General features: G+C 61.9%; 9 protein-coding genes. 7 read left to right on the forward strand and 2 right to left on the reverse strand.

Translation table 11 applies throughout. The annotated features are described in order from the left end of the window. The first annotated feature begins 7 nt into the window (after nt 1–7). Both GGD63_RS10615 and GGD63_RS10620 read left to right on the forward strand, forming a co-directional pair. Nucleotides 8–1,297 carry an O-antigen ligase family protein gene (locus tag GGD63_RS10615; RefSeq protein ID WP_183241516.1) on the forward strand — a complete coding sequence of 430 codons (1,290 nt, stop codon included), beginning with the start codon at nt 8–10 and terminating at the stop codon, nt 1,295–1,297. 18 nt (nt 1,298–1,315) lie between these two features. After that, complete coding sequence (locus GGD63_RS10620; protein ID WP_183241518.1) at nt 1,316–2,341, forward strand: glycoside hydrolase family 5 protein; 1,026 nt, start codon at nt 1,316–1,318, stop codon at nt 2,339–2,341. Between the two features lie 325 nt (nt 2,342–2,666). Here GGD63_RS10620 and GGD63_RS10625 read toward each other — a convergent pair whose 3' ends face one another. After that, complete coding sequence (locus GGD63_RS10625) at nt 2,667–3,188, reverse strand: ParB N-terminal domain-containing protein (RefSeq protein ID WP_183241520.1); 522 nt, start codon at nt 3,186–3,188, stop codon at nt 2,667–2,669. 662 nt (nt 3,189–3,850) lie between these two features. Here GGD63_RS10625 and GGD63_RS10630 point away from each other — a divergent pair. The 3 genes from GGD63_RS10630 to GGD63_RS10640 are packed head-to-tail and all read left to right on the forward strand — an operon-like array spanning nt 3,851 to nt 19,683. Continuing rightward, nucleotides 3,851–19,111, forward strand: coding sequence for an Ig-like domain-containing protein (locus GGD63_RS10630; RefSeq protein WP_183241522.1), 15,261 nt, complete (start codon nt 3,851–3,853; stop codon nt 19,109–19,111). A gap of 48 nt (nt 19,112–19,159) precedes the next feature. Continuing rightward, the gene (locus tag GGD63_RS10635; RefSeq protein ID WP_183241524.1) at nt 19,160–19,414 is read left to right on the forward strand and encodes a hypothetical protein; all 255 of its coding nucleotides are present in this window, start codon (nt 19,160–19,162) and stop codon (nt 19,412–19,414) included. 41 nt (nt 19,415–19,455) lie between these two features. Continuing rightward, complete coding sequence (locus GGD63_RS10640) at nt 19,456–19,683, forward strand: hypothetical protein (RefSeq protein WP_409334053.1); 228 nt, start codon at nt 19,456–19,458, stop codon at nt 19,681–19,683. A 12-nt stretch (nt 19,684–19,695) separates the two neighbouring features. On the opposite strand, the gene GGD63_RS10645 is transcribed toward GGD63_RS10640, so the two are convergent. Further along, nucleotides 19,696–20,142 carry a hypothetical protein gene (locus tag GGD63_RS10645; RefSeq protein ID WP_183241526.1) on the reverse strand — a complete coding sequence of 149 codons (447 nt, stop codon included), beginning with the start codon at nt 20,140–20,142 and terminating at the stop codon, nt 19,696–19,698. A gap of 210 nt (nt 20,143–20,352) precedes the next feature. On the opposite strand from GGD63_RS10645, the gene GGD63_RS10650 reads away from it, so the two are divergent. Both GGD63_RS10650 and GGD63_RS10655 read left to right on the forward strand, forming a co-directional pair. Continuing rightward, complete coding sequence (locus GGD63_RS10650) at nt 20,353–20,826, forward strand: hypothetical protein (protein WP_183241528.1); 474 nt, start codon at nt 20,353–20,355, stop codon at nt 20,824–20,826. Between the two features lie 826 nt (nt 20,827–21,652). Then, on the forward strand, nt 21,653–23,061 hold a 1,409-nt coding region (locus GGD63_RS10655; RefSeq protein WP_210315727.1), incomplete at its 3' end, for an SdrD B-like domain-containing protein.

Here is a 23,061-nt window from a genome sequence, read left to right on the forward strand (position 1 = left end):
TCGGCTCATGGCCAGCCTACAGACCGATGCGGACTCCGGGGTACCCGAGAGCGCGATCTGGAAGACGCGCAGCGTTGGCATCGAGAAGATTGCCACGGCCGCAATCCGCTGTTCGATCACCATCAATGTCGTTGCGTCGATGGGCACCCTCAACACCGGGCTGCTGCCGGCGGAGTTGACTTATCTGCAGCAGGCCGTCGCGATCCTGATGTGGGTCGTCTTGATATATGCAAGCGCATTCGTGCGGCCGCGCCTGCGTCTGCAGATCAACCCCGATTTGATCGCGCTGGTCGCATTCTACGGTTTCGCCGTCATCTCCGTATTCTGGTCCAGCCTGAACGTCGCAGCGCTGATGAAGAGTGCGGCGCTCGCGATGACGACCTTCGGCGCCTTCTGCCTCGTCACGCGCATCGACATCGACGAGATTGTAGGAGCCACGTCCCTTGGACTCTTCGTCCTGGTCGCCGCATCGGCCTTCTTCGCGGTCGCTGTTCCCGACATCGGGATCGACCACAGCTGGATGCACAGCGGTCAATGGCAGGGCGTCTATGAATCGAAGCAGACGCTTGGCTTCGTCGGCGCCTATCTGATGTTCTTTGCCTGCTACCTGAAGATGAGAGGGCAGGGCTGGTCGGCGTTCCTCGCGACATTCCTTCTGGCGTCGACATGCGTCCTTGCCTCGGAATCGCGAGGCGCCGGTGCTGTCGCCCTGGCTGCCTGCGCATTGCTGGTAACCTCGATGTGGTCGGTCACCTGCATGAGGCTCTATGCGGTCCTGCCGTTCGTCATGTGCATATTGGCCGGTTTCCTGTTTCTCTACTTCTACACGACGGGATATGACGCCATCCATATCGGCGATGCGAGCATCGACTTTACCGAGCGGACCCTCATCTGGCACTACGCGATAAGCCATTTTGACGACGCCCCGCTGCTCGGCTTCGGGATCAACGGGTTCTGGACGATTCCGTCGATCTACGATTATTTCGAACAGAACCACACCTGGGTGCTGGACAATTATCACAGCGGCTACATCGCGATCCTGATCGAGACGGGATTTTTGGGGTATGTGCTGTTCGCGGGAAGCGTTCTTCTGTTCTCGAACAGGATGCTCCATCTCATTTCCGCCCGATCGATCGATCGGTCGCACTGCGCCCTCATCATCGGATTTGTCGTCCTGAGCTTCCAGACCAATTTCACGGAGACGACGTTCCTTCGCTCGACGATGTTCACGTCGGTGCTGCTGGTCGGGTTTTTCTTTGCGACGTGCAGACCTGTACGACGACAGACAGATTTCTAGTCTCTGGGATGGAAGCAGATGACCGTCATCCGTGTTCGCTGGCCGAAGAGTCTCGATCTTGCGGCAGCGGCTTTTTTCCTTGCGGCGCTCTGCTCGCCATCCCTCGCCGCCGCGCAGGTTGCTTCCAATGGCGTGCCGAAACTGGGACGCGGCATCAACATTCTCGGCTATGACGGGATCTGGGAAGGCGGTCAGAATGTGCCGTTCCGCCTGGACAATCTGACGGCCATCAAGAAGGCCGGGTTTGCGCATGTCAGGATTAATTTCTTCGGATTCAAGTTCATGGGGCCGGGGAATGTCCTGGACGAGATCGTGCTGAGGCGGCTTGACGCCGTCATCGAGGAGGTCCTCGCGCGCAATCTCATTCCCGTTCTCGACGAGCACGATACCCATGTCTGCCAGAGCGACGTGGCCGGATGTGCGGAAAAGCTGAAGGCGTTCTGGCGGCAGATCGCCGAGCGCTATACCGGCAAGTATCCGAAACTCATCTTCGAGGTCTTGAACGAGCCGGGCGGACAGATGACCTCCGCCGAGTGGAATTCGCTGCTCAACGAATGCCTCGGCATCATCCGCCGCACCAATCCAGTGCGGCCGGTCATTGCAGCCGTTCTCAACGTCGATGAGAATCCCGTCGACGAACTGGTTCTGCCGGCCGACGACCGGAACCTCATCGTCACGTTTCACTATTACGCGCCCTTGCGGTTCACGCATCAGGGTGCGCCGTGGTCGCCGACGTTTTCGCGGATCGGTCCGCTGGATTGGGGCTCGCAGGACGATGAAGCGCGGGCCGCGGCCGACTTCAAGAAGATGAGCCTCTGGGCAGAGAAAGAGAAGCGCCCGGTTTACCTCGGCGAGTTCGGCGTGTACGAGCGCGCGCCATCCGATAGTCGCGCGCGATACCTGTCGTATGTCGCCAAAAGCGCCGACAGGCTGGGCTGGTCATGGGCCTATTGGCAGTTCGACCATGATTTCGCGGCTTTCGACAGCGCGCGCCAGGCCTGGAAGCCGGACATTCTGCGAGCGCTGATCCCGCCCTCGCGTTAAAGAGACATGCTGGTGCGCGGCGAATAGCGGCGAGGATCGACGGCGGCTCGCGCCGGGACACTGTTTGGATCCCGGGTGAGACTCCCGGGCGGGACGGTCAAACCTCGAAAGTCCCAAGTCGGAAGATCGCCGCGTTCGAGTAGGGCGAGCGGTGGATGACACAGCACTGATCGCGCGCCAATCGTAAGCTGCGCGTGGAGGGGCGCCGATGGTCCCGGGGTCGGCGCCTCATTTCTGCGCCTCTGATCCGGCCAATTCTCATGTAGCAATAGGCGACAGACGCTTGCGGGCCCGCCGGATCGCGCCGAGACCGCGCGGCGAAGGGTCAATAACGACCACCGTCGCTTTTCTGTTGAGCGATCCATTGTGACAGGGTTTTCGGCCTGGACGCCAATGCTGCTGCCGTCCGGCTGGTTCGCGTCGACGATGCGATCGGTTTGGCCCCAGTGCTTCGTTCCGGTTGCCGATTCAAGCCTGGCTTTGCCGGCGCAGCCGCGCTTGCTGCGGCGGCCTCCCGCTCAAGTCGCAGTTGCTTCAATCGCGCCATCTTGTTGCGCTCGGCTTCCAGTTCGGTGCTGTCGGACAGCAGCTTTCTGTGCGGAAGACTCTCTGCTGCGACCTCGACGGCAATGACGGACATTTCACCAAGGGCCTTGCAGGCCTCAAGCCGATGCAGTCCGTCGACCAGAACGAACTGAGCATCTTCGGCGCGAACGGAAATAGGAACCTGCTGTCCGATCTCCAGGATGCTTTCCGCGATCTTTTGAACGAGTGCAGGATCGAGCGTCCTTCTGCTCTTGGTCGGAACGCGAATTTTGTCGATCGACAAGCTTTCCGCTTTGGGCATAGCTTCTGCTCCGGCACACTTGATCCCGTCGCCGCGCGGCGAAGCGAGGGAGTGCAGCTATCCTAGGAGCGAGCGGGCGCGTGAAGCAACCAGTTTCCATTCGCCTTGTGCACGGCGCACGGGAACTGGGGAATAGCGCATCGAGGCAGGCGTGCCGACGGTGGGTGAAAGTTCTTGTCGGACGTGCCGTACGCTTCAGCGCCCCGCGCTCGTGGCAGTCTGATCGGTCAGCCGTGAAAAACCGTCTGGTCCGGTTCAATCCCCTTCCGTTTCGATGGCCGGACCCGCTCGAGCTGTTATCACGCTTCGCAGCGATGCCGACCAACCATTCCTGACATTTTTCCCGATGCGGGACGGACGGTAGAGCGGCTATCGATTAAAGGGGGGGATCCGTTTGGACTGAGGTCCGGGCTGTTTCCCCCGACCCTCCGCGAGCCCGAGGTCGCGTTCGGATAAACGAAAAAGCTCACTGCGAAAATTAAGATTCAGAAGCATTTTCAATCGCCTGGCGCGGATTTGCGTCGGGCTTCTTCGCCATCCGCGGTCCGAATTAATTACGGTGCCGAAAACTCGCCCAGGACGTTCGTCCCTACTTTTCGCGGGAACTTCGAAATGGTACTTAAAATCGATTTAATTAATTTTTAACTATTTACGGTGGCGTCTTGAACCACACCGACAGGTTTTTGCCGAACGGCTTGGGGCACCAATCCCTTCAATTCGAGAGCGACGCGTTGGCGGAAACGCCGCGCGCTGTGGTTGCGGTCCCGGACGCACACCTTCTCTTCTCCGGCGACTTCGTGCGCATCGGCGCCGACCTGATCCTCTCGGATCCGCTCCATCGCGTCGTCGTGCCAAACTATTTCCGCGATCACGCGCGCCCGTTGCTCGTTTCCCCGGAAGGCGCACACCTTGATCCCGGCGTCATCGATGCTCTGACCGGACACACCCAATATGCGCAGGCCGGCGCGCCCGCGGCTGGCGGCAAGGTGGTGGGCCATGTCGTCAAGATGACCGGCAGCGCGAGCATCGTCCGCAATGGCGTGACGATCGTCACCAACGTCGGTGATGCGGTCTACCAGAACGACTTGGTGCAGACAGGTAGCGACTCGACCCTTGGTCTCGTGCTCGACGACGGCACGACATTCAACCTTTCCGCCAGTTCGCGGTTCATGCTGAACGAACTGACCTATGATGCCAGCAGCACATCCAACAGCTCGCTGATGACCTTGGTTCAGGGCGCCGCCAGCTTTGTGGCGGGACAAGTTGCGAAGACTGGCGACATGCGGGTGGCAACACCCAGCGCCACGATCGGGATTCGCGGCACGGCTGTGATCCTCGACGTTTCGGCGACCGACGGCAGGATTTCGGTTTCCGTCATCGATCAGCGCGACGGTCTGGTGCACGCCGTTCAGGTTTTCAATACGGCCGGCGTCCTGATCGGCACTGTCACGAGCAACGGATCGACGCTGACGCTGACGCCGACGGCGAGTTTCGACGTGATTGCTCAGCAGAGCAACAAGACGACAGATCAGGTCGCGCAGGAATTCGGTGCATTCCAGCAGGTGCTGAGCACATATGATGCCGGCAAACAGCTGTTTCCAAATCTTCCCCAGCACACGGAGAACAGGGACCAGAACAACAACAACCCGAATCCGAACAGCACGACGAAATTCGCCGGAAGCCCGCCGCTGCAGCCGCCCGGCACGGAATATCATTCTCTGCCCGGGACAAGCGCCACTCCGCCCTCGAGCGCAGTGCCCCCGGTCGTTGTCGTCACGGTCAACCCGGCTTCCGACGCCGGCACAAGCCCGCCTGCGAGCAGCACCGTTGCGGAGGGGCCGATCGTTGTCCCGGTCAAACTGTCGGCCGTTCCATTCGTCGTCACTCCGCCGAACGTAGCGGCGATCACCTCCGGGCCGGGAGATCACATCGGCCCGGTCATGAGCGCCAATGGCGACGTCGTCTACGATCCCGACGGCACGATCTATTTTTTCAGCCACGAGGCGGGCGCGACCACCACCATCGCGTCTCCGGCGAACGGCTGGAGTTACGGTTCACCGACGATCAGCTCTGATGGTCGTTATATCGTCTATCAGGGCTCTGATGGTGGTGGGAGCTTCGTCTTCGTCTATGGCACCGATCCTTCCGATCCGGCGCACTATCATGTTCAAACCGCGCTGGCGCCGGGAAGCGCCCCCGCCGTCAGCGGTGACGGCAGCACGATCGTCGTGCAACAGGATGGCGGCAACGTTGCAATCTACAGTCTTGACGGCACGCTCAAAGGAACGGTGACGCCAGGAGCGGTGGGGAGCTCGGGGGCGCTTTGGAAGCCCGCCATCAGCGCCGACGGCCACCTGATTGCCTTCTGGAACTCGGATGTGGCTGCTCCAGGAGGCGGGGGCAGGCTCCTTGCCTTCGATTTATCGACGGGTGAACTGGCCGAGATTGCCCGCACCTCCGTCGGGGCCGGTGCGGTTGCGCCGACCATCAGCGCAGATGGCCGCATGATCGCCTATCAGGGGACTGACGGCACCGGCCATTCCGAGATCTATCTCTATGATTTGAATGCCGGGGCCGTCGTGTTTCACACGTCCAACGCCTCGGGCAGCAGCTATAGTCCGGTGCTGAGCCCGGACGGCCACTTCATCGTCTTCACGAGCGAGGCAAGGCTGACCTCGGCCGATCAGAACGGGTTCGCCGATATCTATATCGTCGACGTCACGGATCCGGCGGCCCCCGCCTATCGGCTGGTTTCGGACGGGGTGGGTACAGCGTCCAATGGCGGCGCCGCGATCAGCGCCGGCGGCCAGTACGTCGCCTTCGGCAGCAGCAGCAACATCTTCTTTGCCGATCCGACCTCGGGACTTAGCGCGATCATTCTGGAGACGGTGAAGTCGCCCGACGTCCTGACTGCCAAAGGATCGATTGCTGTCACGGGTGACTACACGGGCGTCACGGTCGGCGTATCGGATCAATTTGGCGATGCGACCCCATATTTCAGCGCCAGCTTTGACGCAAACGGGCATATCAACTGGAACTTCGCTGAGGCGAAGAGCGACTTTGCGGCGCTGTCTTTCGGCGAGACAGCCACGCAAGAATTCATCATCAGGCTCTCCGCTGACAATGGCTTTATAACCATCCCCGTCTTCGTAACGGTGCACGACGGCATTCAGCCTGCCATCCAGACGACCGATGCGGCACCGGTGGCGGCGCCGGTAACGCTCGCACAAGGGCAGCAGGACAGCCCCTACGTCATCACGCCGACGGCCTTGCTCAAGGGCGTCGCCGACATCGACGGTCCCTCCCTGTTCATCTCGTCACTGACGATCCAGAGTGGAGGCGGGGGTCTGGTCCAGAATAGCGATCAGACGTGGACGTACACGCCGTATCCGGGATTCAGCGGCCACGTTGTCTTCGGCTACACGGTCTCTGATACGATCAAGTCTGCGGCTTCGACCGCAAGTCTCAACATCACGCTGCCGCTGGCCATTACGGCGATCAGTCCTGATAGTGGAGCGTCCGGCGATTTCATCACAAACAGCACCCAGTTGTCGGTCTCCGGCAGCAACGGAGCGCTCTCGCCCGGCGAGAAGATCCAGGTCAGCAGCGACAACGGTCTCACGTGGAGTGACGTTGTTCAGGCGACAGGGACGACGTGGAGCCTGACCGATCCGAGCATCCACAATGCGAGCTTTTCGTACCAGGTGCGTGTTGTCGATTCCGTCGGCAACACCGTCGGCTCCGCCGCGCAGGCCGTCACAATCGACACAGCTCCGCCTGCGGTCACGATCGACAATTCGGATGTGCTGACCAACCAGGCCATCCAAAGAATCTCCGGAACGGTCGATTTGGCGGATGCCGGAACCACCGTGATCGTGTTCGACAATGCGCAGGCCATAGCCGGTGCCGTCGTCCAGGCAGACGGCAGCTGGAGCGTGATCGTACAGCTTTCCGAGGGCGGCAATAGTTTCGTCGCCCAGGACATCGACGTGGCCGGCAATTTGGGTCTGAGCAATACGGTCGTCCTGACGCTGGATTCGACGCCGCCGGCGGCGGCTGCATCCGTCGGGGCATTGAGCGCCGACAGCGGTAACTCGGCGACCGACTTCAATACCAACGTGACCTCGCAGACGGTCAGCGGCACCTATAGCGGTGCTTTGGGGCAGGGGGAGACGATCCAGGTCAGCGCCAACAATGGCACCACGTGGGTGACGGCGGCCGCATCGGGCGGCGTCTGGTCAGCATCTGGTGTGTCGCTATCGCTTGGCACCAACTTCCTTTCCGTTCGCACGATCGACCTCGCCGGTAACATCACGTCGGGGACGGGACGCAGCTACACTCTGGATACTGTGGCACCCACGGCGGTTGCGACGATGACGCTGCTGAGTTCCGACAGCGGCAGCTCCTCGACCGATTTCGTCACCAACGTGCCGTCGCAAACCGTAAGCGGCACCTATACGGGTGTCCTGGCTTTCGGCGAAACGTTTCAAGTCAGCGCGGATGGCGGTGTGACCTGGGTCAGCGCTACGGCCAATGCGGCCAACAGCACCTGGTCAGCATCCGGCATGACACTGTCGCCAACGGGGAACATGCTGTCGGTCCGCACGGTCGACCTGGCGGGCAATATCGCGGCCGGGGCCGGCCACAGCTACAGCTTCGATACCATCGTGCCGTCAGCGGTTGCGACGGTGACGGCACTGGGGGCGGACAGCGGCAGCTCCTCGAGTGATTTCGTCACCAATATCGCGTCGCAGACGGTCAGCGGCACCTATTCCGGTAGCCTGGGTCCCGGCGAGTCCATCCAGGTTAGCACCGACGGCGGCGCGACCTGGGTAACTGCGGTCGCCAATGCATCGAATGGCACCTGGTCAGCATCCGGAGTATCGCTGTCGGCCGCTGGGAGCACGCTGTCGGTTCGGACCATCGATCTGGCTGGCAACAGCCTCGCCGGCAGCGGGCATGCTTACACGCTGGACACCGGCGCTCCGTCCGCGGTTGCGACGGTGACGGCACTGGGTTCGGACAGCGGCAGCTCGTCGAGCGATTTCGTCACCAATGTGGCGTCGCAGACCGTGACAGGAACGTACACGGACGCGCTGGATCCCGGTGAGTCGATTCAGCTGAGCATCGACGGCACGAACTGGGTGACGGCAAACGCCGCAGGGGGCGTGTGGTCCGCATCGGGGGTGATCCTCTCCGGGGCAGGCAGTTTGTTGTCGGTCCGCACCATCGATTTGGCCGGCAATATCGCTACGGGCATTGGCCACAGCTACGTGCTGAACCAGACCGCCCCGTCCGGCGGCACGCCGGATCTGATTGCGAGCTCGGATTCCGGCACCTCCAGCAGCGACAACAACACCAACCTATTGGCGCCGACGCTGTCGGTCGCGCTTGGTGCCGGTGTTGCTGTGGGCGACACGGTCGAGCTGCTGCTGAACGCGTCGTCATTCTCCCATCCTCTGGTGCGAACCGTCACCTCCGGCGATATCGCGGCCCAAAGCGTCAGTTTCACGGTGAGCCCCGGTGATCTTGGATCTGACGGGCTCAAGCTGATCTCCGGCCGGTTTACCGATCTGGCGGGCAACAGCTCGACCACCAACGCCTTGACGATCACGCTCGACACGAGTGCGCCCGTGCTGGCGATCACCAGTCCGGGCGGCAACACCAATCAATCCGTGCAGACGATTGCCGGCACGGCGGATCCCGCTGACGCGGGCGCGATTGTGACCGTGCTGGACGATGGCGCCGTCGTTGGCGTTGCAACCATCCAGGCCAACGGCACCTGGAGCACCGACGTCACGCTGCACAGCGACACCAACAGTTTGACCGCGCAAGCGACCGACGCCGCCGGCAACCAGGGCGTCAGCAACACGGTGGTCATCACCTTGAACACCAATGCCCCGACCGGCGGCACACCGGACCTGGTGGCAGGCTCCGATTCCGGAAGTTCCAGCAGTGACAACACGACGAACGTGACCGCGCCGACTTTCACGGTCGTGCTCGGTGCCAACGTCGTGGCGGGAGATACGATCCAGCTATTGCTCAATGGTTCGCCGTTCGCCCATCCCGTCACGCACACGATCAGCGCAGCCGACATCGGCGCGCAGAGCGTGAGCTTGACCGTAACCGACGGTGATCTCGGCCCTGACGGCGCCAAGTCAATCTCGGCCAGACTAAACGACAGTTTCGGCAACAGTTCAACGACCGCAGCACTGATCATCACGCTCGATACCGCCGCGCCGACGGTGAGCAGCGAGGCAATCACCAGCGCGACGGGCGCGCAGAACAGCACGCTCAATGCCGGCGACGTGGTCAGCGTCACCGTGACGTTCAACGAGAGCGTCACGGTGACCGGGACGCCACAGCTGGCATTGAACATCGGCGGCACGCCGGTGCAGGCCAACTACGGTTCCGGCACCGGCACCACCCAGCTCGTGTTCACCTATACGATCCAGGCCGGGCAGAACGATGCCACCGGCATCAGCCTCAATGCCAACGCGCTGAGCCTGAACGGCGGCACGATCACGGATGCCGCCGGCAACGCGGCGGTGCTGACCGCGGCAGCGGTGGCCGACAATGCCAGCTACAAGGTTGATACCGCCGCGCCGGTGGTGAGCAGCGAAGCGATCACCAGCGCGACGGGGGCTCAGAACAGCACGCTCAATGCCGGTGACGTCGTCAGCGTGACCGTGACGTTCAGCGAGGCCGTCACGGTGACCGGGACGCCACAGCTGGCATTGAACATCGGCGGCACGCCGGTGCAGGCCAACTACGCTTCCGGCACCGGCACCACCCAGCTCATGTTCACCTATACGATCCAGGCCGGGCAGAACGATGCCACCGGCATCAGCATCAATGCCAACGCGCTGAGCCTGAACGGCGGCACGATCACGGATCCCGCCGGCAATTCGGCGGTGCTGACTGCGGCCGCGGTGGCGGACAATGCCAGCTACAAGGTTGATACCGCCGCGCCGGCGGTGAGCAGCGAAGCGATCACCAGCGCGACGGGGGCTCAGAACAGCACGCTCAATGCCGGTGACGTCGTCAGCGTGACCGTGACGTTCAGCGAGAGCGTCTCTGTGACGGGGACGCCGCAACTGGCCTTGAACATCGGCGGAACATCGATACAGGCGAGCTACGCCTCGGGCAGCGGCAGCAGCCAGCTCGTGTTCACCTACGCGATCCAGGCCGGCCAGAACGATGCCAGCGGCATCAGCATCGACGCCAATGCGCTGAGCCTGAACGGCGGCACGATCACGGATGCAGCCGGCAATGCCGCGGTGCTGACCGCGGCCGCAGTGACCGACAACGCGAGCTACAAGGTCGATACGGCCGCGCCGGCGGTGAGCAGCGAAGCGATCACCAGCGCGACGGGGGCGCAGAACAATACGCTCAATGCCGGCGACGTGGTCAGCGTCACCGTGACGTTCAACGAGAGCGTCACGGTGACGGGAGCACCGCAACTGGCACTGAACATCGGCGGCACACCGGTGCAGGCCAATTATGCCTCCGGCAGCGGCACCACCCAGCTGGTGTTCACCTACGCGATCCAGGCCGGCCAGAACGATGCCAGCGGCATCAGCATCGACGCCAACGCGCTGAGCCTGAACGGCGGCACGATCACGGATGCGGCCGGCAATACGGCGGTGCTGACGGCGGCCGCGGTGGCCGACAATGCCAGCTACAAGGTCGATACGGCCGCGCCGACGGTGAGCAGCGAGGCGATCACCAGTGCGACGGGCGCGCAGAACAATACGCTCAATGCCGGTGACGTCGTCAGCGTGACCGTGACGTTCAGCGAGAGCGTCACGGTGACCGGGACGCCACAGCTGGCATTGAACATCGGCGGCACGCCGGTGCAGGCCAACTACGCTTCCGGCACCGGCACCACCCAGCTGGTGTTCACCTATACGATCCAGGCCGGGCAGAATGATGCCACCGGCATCAGCATCAATGCCAACGCGCTGAGCCTGAACGGCGGCACGATCACGGATCCCGCCGGCAATTCGGCGGTGCTGACTGCGGCCGCGGTGGCGGACAATGCCAGCTACAAGGTCGATACCGCCGCGCCGGCGGTGAGCAGCGAAGCGATCACCGGCGCGACGGGCGCGCAGAACAATACGCTCAATGCCGTCGACGTCGTCAGCGTCACCGTGACGTTCGGCGAGAGCGTCTCTGTGACGGGGACGCCGCAACTGGCCTTGAACATCGGTGGGACACCGGTGCAGGCCAGCTACGCCTCGGGCAGCGGCACCACGCAGCTCGTGTTCACCTACGCGATCCAGGCCGGGCAGAACGATACCAACGGCATCAGCATCGACGCCAATGCGCTGAGCCTGAACGGCGGCACGATCACGGATGCCGCCGGCAACGCGGCCGTGCTGACCTCGGCGGCGGTGGCCGACAATGCCAGCTACAAGGTTGATACCGCCGCGCCGGCGGTGAGCAGCGAAGCGATCACCAGCGCGACGGGGGCTCAGAACAGCACGCTCAATGCCGGTGACGTCGTCAGCGTCACGGTGTCGTTCAACGAGAGCGTCACGGTGACGGGGACACCGCAGCTGGCACTGAACATCGGCGGCACACCGGTGCAGGCCGGCTACACCTCGGGCAGCGGCACCACGCAGCTCGTGTTCACCTACACGATCCAGGCCGGCCAAAATGACGCCAACGGCATCAGCCTCGACGCCAACGCGCTGAGCCTGAACGGCGGCACGATCACGGATGCAGCCGGCAATGCCGCGGTGCTGACCGCGGCTGCGGTGGCCGACAATGCGAGCTTCATTGTCGACACGAGTCTGCCAACTGAATCCGTCGCGATTTCGTCCGTCGCCGGAAGCTCGTCTTCGACCAGCACCTCGATCATCGTGACGGGCACGAATGGCACGCTTGCGTTTGGCGACAAGGTCCAGATCAGCACGGACAATTTGACGTGGACGGATGTCGCCCGGAACGGCTTGACCCGATGGACCTTCACTGACAGTTCGATCCGAAGCTCGAATTTCACCTACTTCACGCGCGTGGTCGATTCGGCGGGCAATGTCGAGACGACGGCGAGCCTGCCGATACTGGTGGCCAGCGGTGGCGCCAGCGTCTCGATGAACCCGGCAGGCGGTGTCGTCGAGTTCACGGGATCCGGCGGCACTTTGCAGATTGGTGCGGCCGTCACTGCAGCGATCAATGCCATTTCGATCGCAAGCGGGCCGGTCGCGATCGGCGGAAGCGGCAACATCACGACCAGCGCGGGCGATGCGATCGACCTCTATGCGACCGGCGCAAATGCGGGCAATCCCGCGAACCTGACCGTCAATCCCACCGGCCAGATCACCGGAGCCGGAAGCGCTATCTCCGTGGTCCAGAATGCCGCCGGATCGATCACGGTCACGACGTCGGGGACGGTGATCGGCCAGGCGGGCAGGGGTATCCTTGCTCAGCAGAACGCGACAGGCACGGGCAGCATCCTGATCAACGGATCAGGCAACGTGACGGGAACGGGCGCCGCATTCAGCGGGATCGTCGCCGTCAACCTCAATTCCGCGAGCAACAGCGACATCACCGTCAACCAAAGCGGAAATGTCACGGGTGGTCACGACGGCATCCGCGTTCAGACCAATGGCAACGGCAATATCAGTGTAACCACGGCGCCCAATCCGCTCGAGGCAACAGCGCAGATCACAGGTTCGACGCTCTACGGTATCGAGGCGCAATCCAAGGGTGCCGGCAATATCCAGATCAATGCGGGCGCCGGCACGGTCATCACGTCAGCTAGTGTTGGCATCAACGCGTACAATGAAGCGATCTCTCTGCCCAAGGTCGGCGGGGTGATCGCAAGTTCGATTTCGGTCAATGCGAGCGGCGCGATCAACTCAGGTACGGCCCTGACCGGACAGGGCGGCCGTCCAGCCGGCATCCTCGCCGGCTATAAGGGCGGCACGACCAATACCGTCAATGCCAACGTGTTCGGCAACGTTGTCATCAACAACTCCGCCACCATCAATGCGGCGGGTGGTGACGGCATCCGCGGCTACAATTTCGGGCCCGGCAATGTTTTCATCAGCAATTCCGGGACCATTATTGCCGGAGATGTCTACGGCATCGCCGGTTCAAGCAGCAGCACCGGCAACGTTTCGGTCACGACGATTGCGGGCTCCAGCATCACCTCGGGATCGCACGGTATCCTGGCGATCAATCAGGCCAGTTCTATTTTGCAGAGCGCGGGCTCGACCGTCACCGTCACGGCCGCCGGCACGATCAACTCGGGTGTGCATCTGTCGGCCGGAGGTGCCCAGCCGGCGGGCATTTCCGCTGGATACTATGGTAGCAACGGGACTTCAAACCCGAACATCAACGGCTCGGTCCTTGTCGATAATGCAGCCAATATTTCGGCGAGAGCCGGATATGGCATCATCGGCTTCAATGTCGGCTACGGCAACATCACGATCATAAACAGGGCCGACAAGTCTGTGAGCGGTGCGCAATTCGGCATCGCCGCTGGTTCGTCCGTCAACGGCACCGCGTCGCCTTCCAATGTTTCGATCAGTGTCGAAGCCAATTCGACGCCGACGGCTGCCGCGGTGACTGCGAGTTCGCTCATGGGCCTTGCCGCAATCAACGCCAACAACACGAGCGGCGGCAATATCACGATCACGACCGGCGCCAATGACCAGTTCATCTCCGGCGGCTATGGCATCAACGCCAATTCGGCGGCCGCCAGCGTCGCATCCGGAAATCAGATATCGGTCACCACGTCGACGGGCACAATCAACTCGGGCTTCAATTTCTTCTCGGGCGGCGGCACGCCTGCCGGCATCTCGGCTGGCTACTCCGTCCTCTCGCCGGCCAACATTCACGGTAACGTCGTTCTGGACAATGCGGCGACTGTCACCGCGGCTTCGGGATCCGGCATCAATCTCTACAACAACGGCAATGGCAGTATCAGCGCAACGCTGCGGCCGACGTCGTCGATCACAGCTGCGCAGGGAGCCGGCGTCACGGCATTCTCGGCCGCGGGTGGCAACATTACGATCGACAACCAGGGCGCCATCAGCGCGGCGGCCATCGGCGTCTCGGCCGGCAACGGATCCAGTGCTTCGGTCAACGGGCTGATCTCGATTTCCAATTCTGGAACGATCAATGCGCCCGGTGTGCCGTTCATGCCCGTCGTGACGATCGGCAACGGCAACAGCACTCAGACTGCAACGGTGTCCAACGCCGCGGGCAAGTCCATCGCCTCGACGCTCTTTGCCCGCACAACCAACAACGTCGCCATCTCGTTCTTCGCCGGCAATGGGTCGGTCACCAACAACGGCTCGATCACCGGCAATATCAGCTTCAGCGGGACTGGCAGCGGCAGCTTCAGCAACGCGCTTGGGGCAACCTGGAAGACCAACGGCTGGAACTCCTTTGGCAGCGGCACGAATGTGATCAGCAATGCCGGCACCATTAGCATGTCCGGCCTTGCCGCCCTCTTCGGCCCAAGCGCAATTTCGCTGTGGAACACTGGCTCCATCCAGATTGCGTCGAACAGCTCGGCGCAGATTTTTGCCAATGTGAGTAACGCTCCCGGCAATCCAGTCGGCTCGACCGGCACAATATCCTTGGGCGACCGCTCGGCGCTCGAACTCGGTCTCTCCGTCGACACCACACAGGTGATCAGTTTGACCGGCCGTGGGCTGCTGATGCTGGACAATCCCGCTGCAGTCACCGCACCGGTTAACTTCAATCCCGATCCAGGCAAGAGCAACATCGGCTCCGTCATCACGCTGCAGGGCGCCAATTTCACTGGCCCGACGATGACGGTCAGTTCCGCGCAGAGCTTTTTCAATGCGACGGGCGCCGGGCTTACAGGAAACATATTTGACGTGCTGTCCGCGAACCGTTTGGTTCTGGTGCCCAATGTAGGCGCAGGTACGACAATCGTCACGGGCGTCACCGCGCCGACCACTATCACTCCGGTGGCGCCGGTCAACGGCTACAGCGTCTATGTTCTTGACGGCGATCTTATCAGCGGCAACACGGGCTCCGGCTACAACATCAACACGGCCGATACCGCGGCCGCCAACACCTATGCGCTCGTGGTCAACGCGAACTCGTCCGTCTCGGTGACCGGACCGACCACCAATTCCGCCTTGCGCGTTGGAACGTCCGGCGCCAGCGGCGCGATCATCAACGCAGCAACTGTTTCCGGAGGCGATCTCGGCATCAACGTCAATCTCACCAACCTTCCGAGCAGCGGTAGCGGAAATGCCGACGTCGTCGATTACGGCAACGTCACCGGCGGACAGTCGGCCATTCAGGCCCTTACGTGGGACGGCAATGGCAATGTCGTCGTCGGGCCCGGCGCAACGCTAACTGGTACACTCGCGTTTGGAATTGTCGCCATTGCCAATGGCGGTGGCGGCGTCAGCATTGCGACGTCGAATGCTGCGCCGTCGAATGTTACAACCATCAGCGCCGGCACTTCGGGCATCATTGCGATCGCGCGGCAACAAACATTCACTTCTGCCGGCGTCCAGGTCTACAACTCCGCAAATATCACCAGCGGCAACAATGGTGCGGCCAATGCCTTGGGAGCCGGGGTGTCCGGTATTCGCGCGGGCATTCTCAACAATAACACGTCGCCTACGCAAAACACGCCGAACCTGCAGATCACGGGCAATGTCATTATTGAGTCTCGCGGCAGCATCACTGCGAAGTACGGTGATGGCCTTCACGCCTTCAACTTCGGGTCTGGGGATGCCTCGGTCACGCTAGGGACGGACCAGACGATCACGGCCACCGCTGCCGGCGTCACCAATGATGGAGTCAATCCTGCCACCAGTGACGCCCAGTATGGCATCTTCGCCTACACCTATGGCAAAGGCAGCACGCTGGTAAATACAGGCTTTAACAGCACGATCACCTCGGGCAGCACGGGCATCAACGCCGGTAACCAGGCCATCGCCATTGCTCAAGGCAGCGGCAGCACAGTCTCGGTATACAGCCAGGGGTCCATTTCATCAGGCACCAATCTCCACAACTCAGGCGGTCCGCCGTCTGCCATGCAGGCGGGCTACAATCCGGGACTGCAGGGCGTATTCAACTCCGCCGTCTATGGCGATGTCATTGTCAACGCTGCAGCGGCTGGCACGTCGACCATCTTCGCGGCCGCAGGCGCAGGCATCAGCGCCTACAACTATGCCGTGGGCGATATCACCGTCACGGTCGGCTCGGGTGTCTCGATACAGACCCAGGCGCCCGCAACGTCCTCTTTGGGCGGCAATGCTCCCTATGGCATCGCAGCAACCAATCGTGGTCCGGGCGATATCCTTGTTGTGACGTCGAACGGGTCCTCCATCAATGCCGGCAGCACCGGCATCAACGCCGTCAATGACGCAAACCCGACGGCGGGCTCGGATCTGGCCAATTTGTTTGCGGCGAGCGTCGCCGCTGGTAAACCTGCCGTGGTCGCGGTGACGGCAGCCGGCACGATCACCGCCGGCGCATTGTCCACCAACAGTGGCGGCACGCCGTCCGGTATCGCCGCCGGGTTCTTTGGCGGAGGAGGGCATGCGAACCAGTATGTCAGCGGCAACGTCTTCATCAACAACGCGGCGGTCGTCTCCGCCGCCGGTGTCGGCCTGCAGGGCTATAATTTCGGCTACGGCAATATCACCATTGACGTTGCTTCCGGTGCCAACATCACGGCGGGCTCAAATGGCATCTATGCTCACGCCGATGGCGGATTCACCGATCCGGTAACGGCGAGCGCGCTGGCCCGTGACGTTGCCGTCACCGTCTATGCCAACACGACCATTACCGCCGGCTCCGCAACGTTCAACAAGGCTTACGGTATCCTCGCCCTGAGCACCAACGCCGGCAGCATTTCGGTGGTCACATCGACGGGAGATACAATCGACTCCCACCAGGGCAGCGCCGGCATCAACGCGGTCAACGAGGCCACCAGCATTGCGCCGTCGTTCAACAGTTCGGTGATCGTGACGAACGCGGCCTCCATACACTCCGGCACCGGCACCACCGGATTCAACAACCAGCCGGCCGGTATTCTCGCAGGCTATATCGGCCAGGCGACAGACCCGAGCCTGAACAATCCGCCGAATCCCGCGAACTATGGCGTCAATGGCGAGGTTGTCGTCAACAATTTCGGCAATATCACCGCCGATGCGGGCGATGGCATCAGGGCGTACAACTTCGGTGTCGGCGACGTCAGCGTCAACAATTTCTCGGGGATCATCACGGCGCTCGGCGGTGCAAATCCGCCGAACGGATCGGGAGTTGGCATCCTCGCCCAGAACTTCGGTCCCGGCAGCGTCTATGTCACGACGTCGGCGAGCACGAGCATCACGTCCGGGAGCACGGGCATTGCTGCCCTGAACAAGGCGACCACGGCAGATCCGCTCAATCCCACCGTGGTCGTGCCGGCGACGGCGGAGATCTTCGTGAATGCGTCCGGTACGATCCATTCCGGAACGACGCCGACGGGCACCGTCGCCGCCGACCCCGCCGCAGGCATTCTGGCCGGCTACAATCCCAACAATCAGAACACGGCGAACAATGCGGTCCACGGAAATGTATTTGTCTACGACCACGCCACGATCGTCGCGCCGACCGGAACCGACGGCATCCGCGCGGTGAATTACGGAGACGGCGACATAGCTGTTACGGTCGAGTCGGATTCCCGTGTTTTCGCGGGACGGTACGGCGTTGCGGCGTTCGGCTTCGATGGTGGCGATGTGAGCGTGACGATCGACGGTTCGGTGATTGGTGGCACGGCGGGGCTCGACGTCACCACGACCGGCACGGGCTTGGTCACCATAGACAATGCCGGCGTCGTTGAGGGTATCGTCCTCGCCTACAACGCGACGTTCACGAACGAGGCGGGGGCGGACTGGCAATTCAGCGGTGCCAGCACGTTCACCGGCACCAGTACGCTCTCGAATTTCGGCACGATCGAAAGCGCCGGCACGTCGTCGATTCTGGGCCTGGCAGGCTTCACCAATACCGGAACAATCGCGGTGGAATCCGGCGGCCTGACCATCGGGACCGCGGTGACCGGCGGCGGCGCGGCGGTCATCTATAGTGCTTCGCTGGTGTTCAACGCGGCGTCGGACGCCAACGTTACATTCGACACCGGCACGAGCACGCCCGGGACGCTGGTGCTTGCCGATGCCGCTGATTTCACCGGCACGGTCACCGGCTTTGCATTTGGAGACACGATCGATCTCGTCGGGATCGCTCCTGCGAACGTCAGCGTGTCCGGTTCGGGTGGTCTGCATGTCGATTTCGGCACCGGTTCGTTCGCTCTCGGCGGCAGCTACGATCCGGCCGGATTCCTCATCGCTTCCGACGGGCAGGGCGGCACGAAGATCAGCTGGAATCATCAGGGGCCTGTCATCGATACCAGCCAGCTGGCCGTCAGTTTCAACGGCGGCACGTACACCGTGAACGGGATTCAGGTGACCGACAGCGATCCGGGCGTTCCGACCGCGCCTGTCGTGACTTACACGCCCGGCAGTACGCCACCCGCGTATGAAAAGGTGGCGCTGACGATGTCGGACATTGCCGGCGCCACTCAGAGCGTGAATTTCATCTTCCAGAACGGCACCGGGTCGACCGTGCAGGGCACCTCCGGCAACGACGTCCTCTTCGCTGCGAGCGGTCAGGACGTGCTTACCGGGGGCGTGGGACGGGACCAGTTCGTGTTCGCATCCCCTCCGGCTTCGACGCCCGTCCAGCATACGATCACCGACTTCACGGTGGGAATCGACAGGCTCGACGTTCGCCAGTTCACGAACGTGTCCTGGGCTTCGGCGGCGGACAGTCCCAACGACACGCTGGTGACGCTGGATGCCAACGACTCCATTCTGCTCAAGAATATTGTGGCGTCGAACCTCAAGGCCGCCGACTTCATCTTCCATGTGTAGTTGGCGCTAACAGGCGGACTGAACTGAATGCGTGAAGTAGAGGCCTTGTTGAATTCGCTCATTGATGTCGATCGCGGCACGCTGATCTCGGTGTTGTCCATGGAGGTGCAGACGGCCACAAAGCTCGCCATGAGTGGGCATCAGCGCACTGCCTGGCAGCGCGCGAAGAGGCGAAGCGCCATCGAGCACGCTGCTCGTCTGGCGCATATCCTGGCCTATTTCAAATATGGAGAGACGCCGTCCGGCATGTCGGAGGATGATCGCCGGCTTTGCAGCAGCCTCGTGGAGAAGCGTAGCCTGTAGCTTGACCGGGTGATCCTGTCCTAGAGACGTTTGATGAAGAGTTGATCGCCATGAATGAAAACGACGCGCTCTTGCTGGATCTTGCGATCGGCAGCCGCTTCCGGGTGAAGTCCCTCGGCAAGCATAGCAAGCGTTTGGACGGCAGGACCGGACGGGTTATCGGCTTTGCCCACACCAAGAACGCGTTGCGGGTCATTCTGGACGGACACAAGCATCCGCAAACGCTGCATCGCAGCTATCTGGAGCCGCTGGTCGAGACCGCCTCCTGAAGTGGCTACGCTTCAGTTCGATTCGATCGGTGCGATCAGGTCTACGATGCGGAGCAGGCCCTGGCAGACACGCCAGATGCAGCCGGTGCCGAGAAACAGTTCGGTCGCTGCGTTCATGTCGCCAAACTGGAGGTGATATCCATTGGCGATCACGTTGATGGATATCCTGATGCCGTTCGTGCCAACCAGCTGGGTGCGCGCCGTATGGACCGCTTCGACCAGCCGCCGCCCGAACTCCCTGGCATCGTCGAGATCAAGCGCTGCGAGCCGCGGTGGCGTGCGCGCCTGGTTGAACGGATACACGGCATCGATGAGGATGGTGTGGCCGTCCGACAGCAACAGCAACTGGCTGACCGACTTCCCGGCCGGAAACAGGAAGCATCGCTCGTCGAGGTCGATCTTGATCTCGTACTTCGGCCGCAACTCTGCAATGATCCGGGAAGCGGGATTGATATTCATCGTGCTGCAATGCGAATTGACCGTAACAAGGCTTTATCCTAGGTCGCTCGTGTGGAAGCGGCAAGGCGGATGAGTCAAGGTTGGTGCGTCGCCTGATCTTCGGGCGACCAGCGGAGGTGCTATCGCAGGCCGCCCTCGGCGGTATAGTCGGCGGATAGTTGGGAAACAGGGGCCAGCGAGGCCCCAACCATATTTCGGGGCATTGGGCTAATGGCGATCAGGATTGCGGCGGTGAGTTCCGCCACCATGTCGGATGACAAAAAGGAATTCATTGTCCAGACCACGGGCAAATATACCGGTGCACTGGAGCTGAGATTGGCCAGTGACTGCGTCGATGATCTGATCGCGGCGCTGACAAAGGTGCGAGGCGGCGCGCAGCCAGCGGCTTCAAATGGAGGGGGACCGGCCTTCGCCGCCGAAGCAGCCGCCCCCAGCGCTGAAGCCGCAGCGCAGACCCAACCGGGCGCGGCCGGCAAGGCCGAAGAGGTGAGGTTCGAAATCCCGAAGAACTGCACGATTTCCGCAGACACCAGCGGCCGCGGTCTCGTGCTCTTCATCCTCAATCACCGGCTGGATCGCCAGGCCGGCTACGCGTTCTCGCCGGACGCTGCGAAGCAGTTGGCCGGCGGGCTCATCAAGAGCGCCGATGCAGTGCTGGCGCAGCGGGTGATACCCAAGGGCTAGACGCGTGTGGTCCTGACGACCGAGGTCTGGCGTCAAGCTTGCGGGGGTGCCTCGCGCCAACCGGCGCCGCACAGGGATGGAATGCGGCGCCCACCAAAGGCTCGGGCGCCGGCCTGGGACAGCCCGGAGACCTTCATCCCGGTAACATTCCCTCCTGGGGCAATACGGGGCGCAATATTGCAGGCCGAACGACAGCCAGACGTTCCCGGGACCGCTGGCCTTTTCGATCTCGTCCACGAACCCGAACGGGATTACCTCCGGGCCAGCGCCTTGATATGCCAGTCATCTCGGTTGCGGGCGGATCGGGAAAAAGTGGAAATTTGTGTTTACATTCTGAGCAAAAGACGCTTAGCTATTTACATCCTGGAAAGGATGTGCCTGCCGCGACGTTGTCCGACAGGCACGATTTTGTGCGAAGCATTCGCAGGCGTTGGATTGATGCGTGCATGTAGCGTCTTTGAAGTTTGGATTTAGGTCGCCGGAACGCGCTGTTCGCGTTGCCGGCTTTTTTGTTGCCCTGGCTGCAATGAAGCGGCCGAACAAATTTGATTCTCGGTCGATTGGATTTTGTTGGACGTGAGGTATTCGAACTTCCTCCATCGTGACGAGCCGGAGGGTTTAGGCTGTGAAGGGTTTCTAAAGCACTAGATTTTCGAACTGGGTCGATAGATTTCAGGCGACCCTGCTCGACATCGCGATCGACGAAGTCTTCCAAGGTCCAGAACCGAGCGTTCACGGGCAGAGCGGTCGCGCGCCCGGGCTGCTGTGGCTCTCCACAGCGGCGGATTGATAGCTTCGACACCGATAAATTTACAGGAGTATGATGATGGCCACAGAGATTGATCTTACGGCTGCCGGTTCGCAAACCACTATCGACGGGGCCATTTTCCTCGACTCCGCCAACATCGGTTCGGGCACCGGCAACTACAACACGTTCCTTGCCCTGAGCCCGACGCCCTCCCAGTCCGGAAACGAGCAAGGATTCAATTCGGACGACACGCCGCCGATCAACTCGACCAACCAGGACATCGATCAATCGAAAACCCACACAGTCCTTCTGTCCTCGGTGCCTATCATCGTCGTCAACGGCATCGAATATTACGAATTCCGCGTCGACCTCAACGAGGCCAATAGCAATCCAAATGGCCAGATCTCGCTGGACCAGTTCAAGATCTACTCCTCGACAAGCGGCACCATCGAAAGCACTACGACGCTTTTCACTCAGAATCTCGTTTACAGCATGGATGGAAGTCCGACCGGCGACGTCTCGCTGAAATTGAGCGAAGTGTCGACCGGAAGCGGCACGGATGATTACGCAGTCCTGGTTCCCGTCTCGAAGTTCGCCGGCCTCGATCCGGCGACGACCTACATGTATCTCTATGTCGATATGGGCTCACTAGGCGGGGACTATGTCGCCGCTGGCGGTTTCGAGGAGTGGAACCTGCAGTCGGCGGGGACGCTGACCGGCACCAAGTTCAGTGACGTCGACTCAGATGGCATCAGGGACGCGGGCGAGCCCGGCGTCGCGGGCGTCACCATCTTCATCGATGCCAACAAGAATGGCGTGCTCGACGCAGGCGAGCGATCCACGGTCACCGATGCCAACGGCAATTATACTTTCTACGGGGTGCCGCTGGGTACATGGCAGATTGACGAAGTAACGCCGGCAGGTGAGACGCAGACCACCGGGAACTTCGAGACCGCCACGATTACGACCGTGGGCCAAGTCGTCACGGTCGATCCGATCGGCAATCACATTCCGCAGCCGGCGCTGAACGTCACCAAGACGGTGACGGATGTTGACGGCGACACGGTTACCAAGGTGGTCGACAAGGCCGGCGACGTCGTCCATTACACGATCGCGGTCGAGAATACCGGCGAAGTGGCACTGACCGGGATCACGGTGACCGACAAGGTCGAGGCGGGCGGAACGACCAACGCAACCTTCGTGGGTGGCGACACCAACAGTAACGGCAAGCTCGATGTCGGCGAGACCTGGACCTACACCGCCAGCTATACGGCGACGCAGGACGACATCGACAGCAACGGCGTGACGGGCGACGGCGACATCGACAACCTTGCGACGGCGGACAGCGACCAGACCGGTCCCGATACCGCGACGGCATCGGTGCCGATCGTGCTGAAGCCGGCGCTGAACGTCACCAAGACGGTGGCGGATGTTGACGGCGACACGGTTACCAAGGTGGTCGACAAGGCCGGCGACGTGGTCCACTA

Origin of the sequence: Bradyrhizobium sp. cir1 (assembly GCF_014198245.1) — a bacterium.
Taxonomy (GTDB): Bacteria; Pseudomonadota; Alphaproteobacteria; order Rhizobiales; family Xanthobacteraceae; genus Bradyrhizobium.

What these genes read in the sequence shown, in the direction of transcription:
- GGD63_RS10615 (WP_183241516.1), top strand. Translation starts at nt 8, where the DNA reads ATGGCCAGCCTACAGACCGATGCGGACTCCGGGGTACCCGAGAGCGCG.
- GGD63_RS10625 (WP_183241520.1), bottom strand. Translation starts at nt 3,188, where the DNA reads ATGCCCAAAGCGGAAAGCTTGTCGATCGACAAAATTCGCGTTCCGACC.
- GGD63_RS10650 (WP_183241528.1), top strand. Translation starts at nt 20,353, where the DNA reads ATGGCGATCAGGATTGCGGCGGTGAGTTCCGCCACCATGTCGGATGAC.
- GGD63_RS10645 (WP_183241526.1), bottom strand. Translation starts at nt 20,142, where the DNA reads ATGAATATCAATCCCGCTTCCCGGATCATTGCAGAGTTGCGGCCGAAG.
- GGD63_RS10620 (WP_183241518.1), top strand. Translation starts at nt 1,316, where the DNA reads ATGACCGTCATCCGTGTTCGCTGGCCGAAGAGTCTCGATCTTGCGGCA.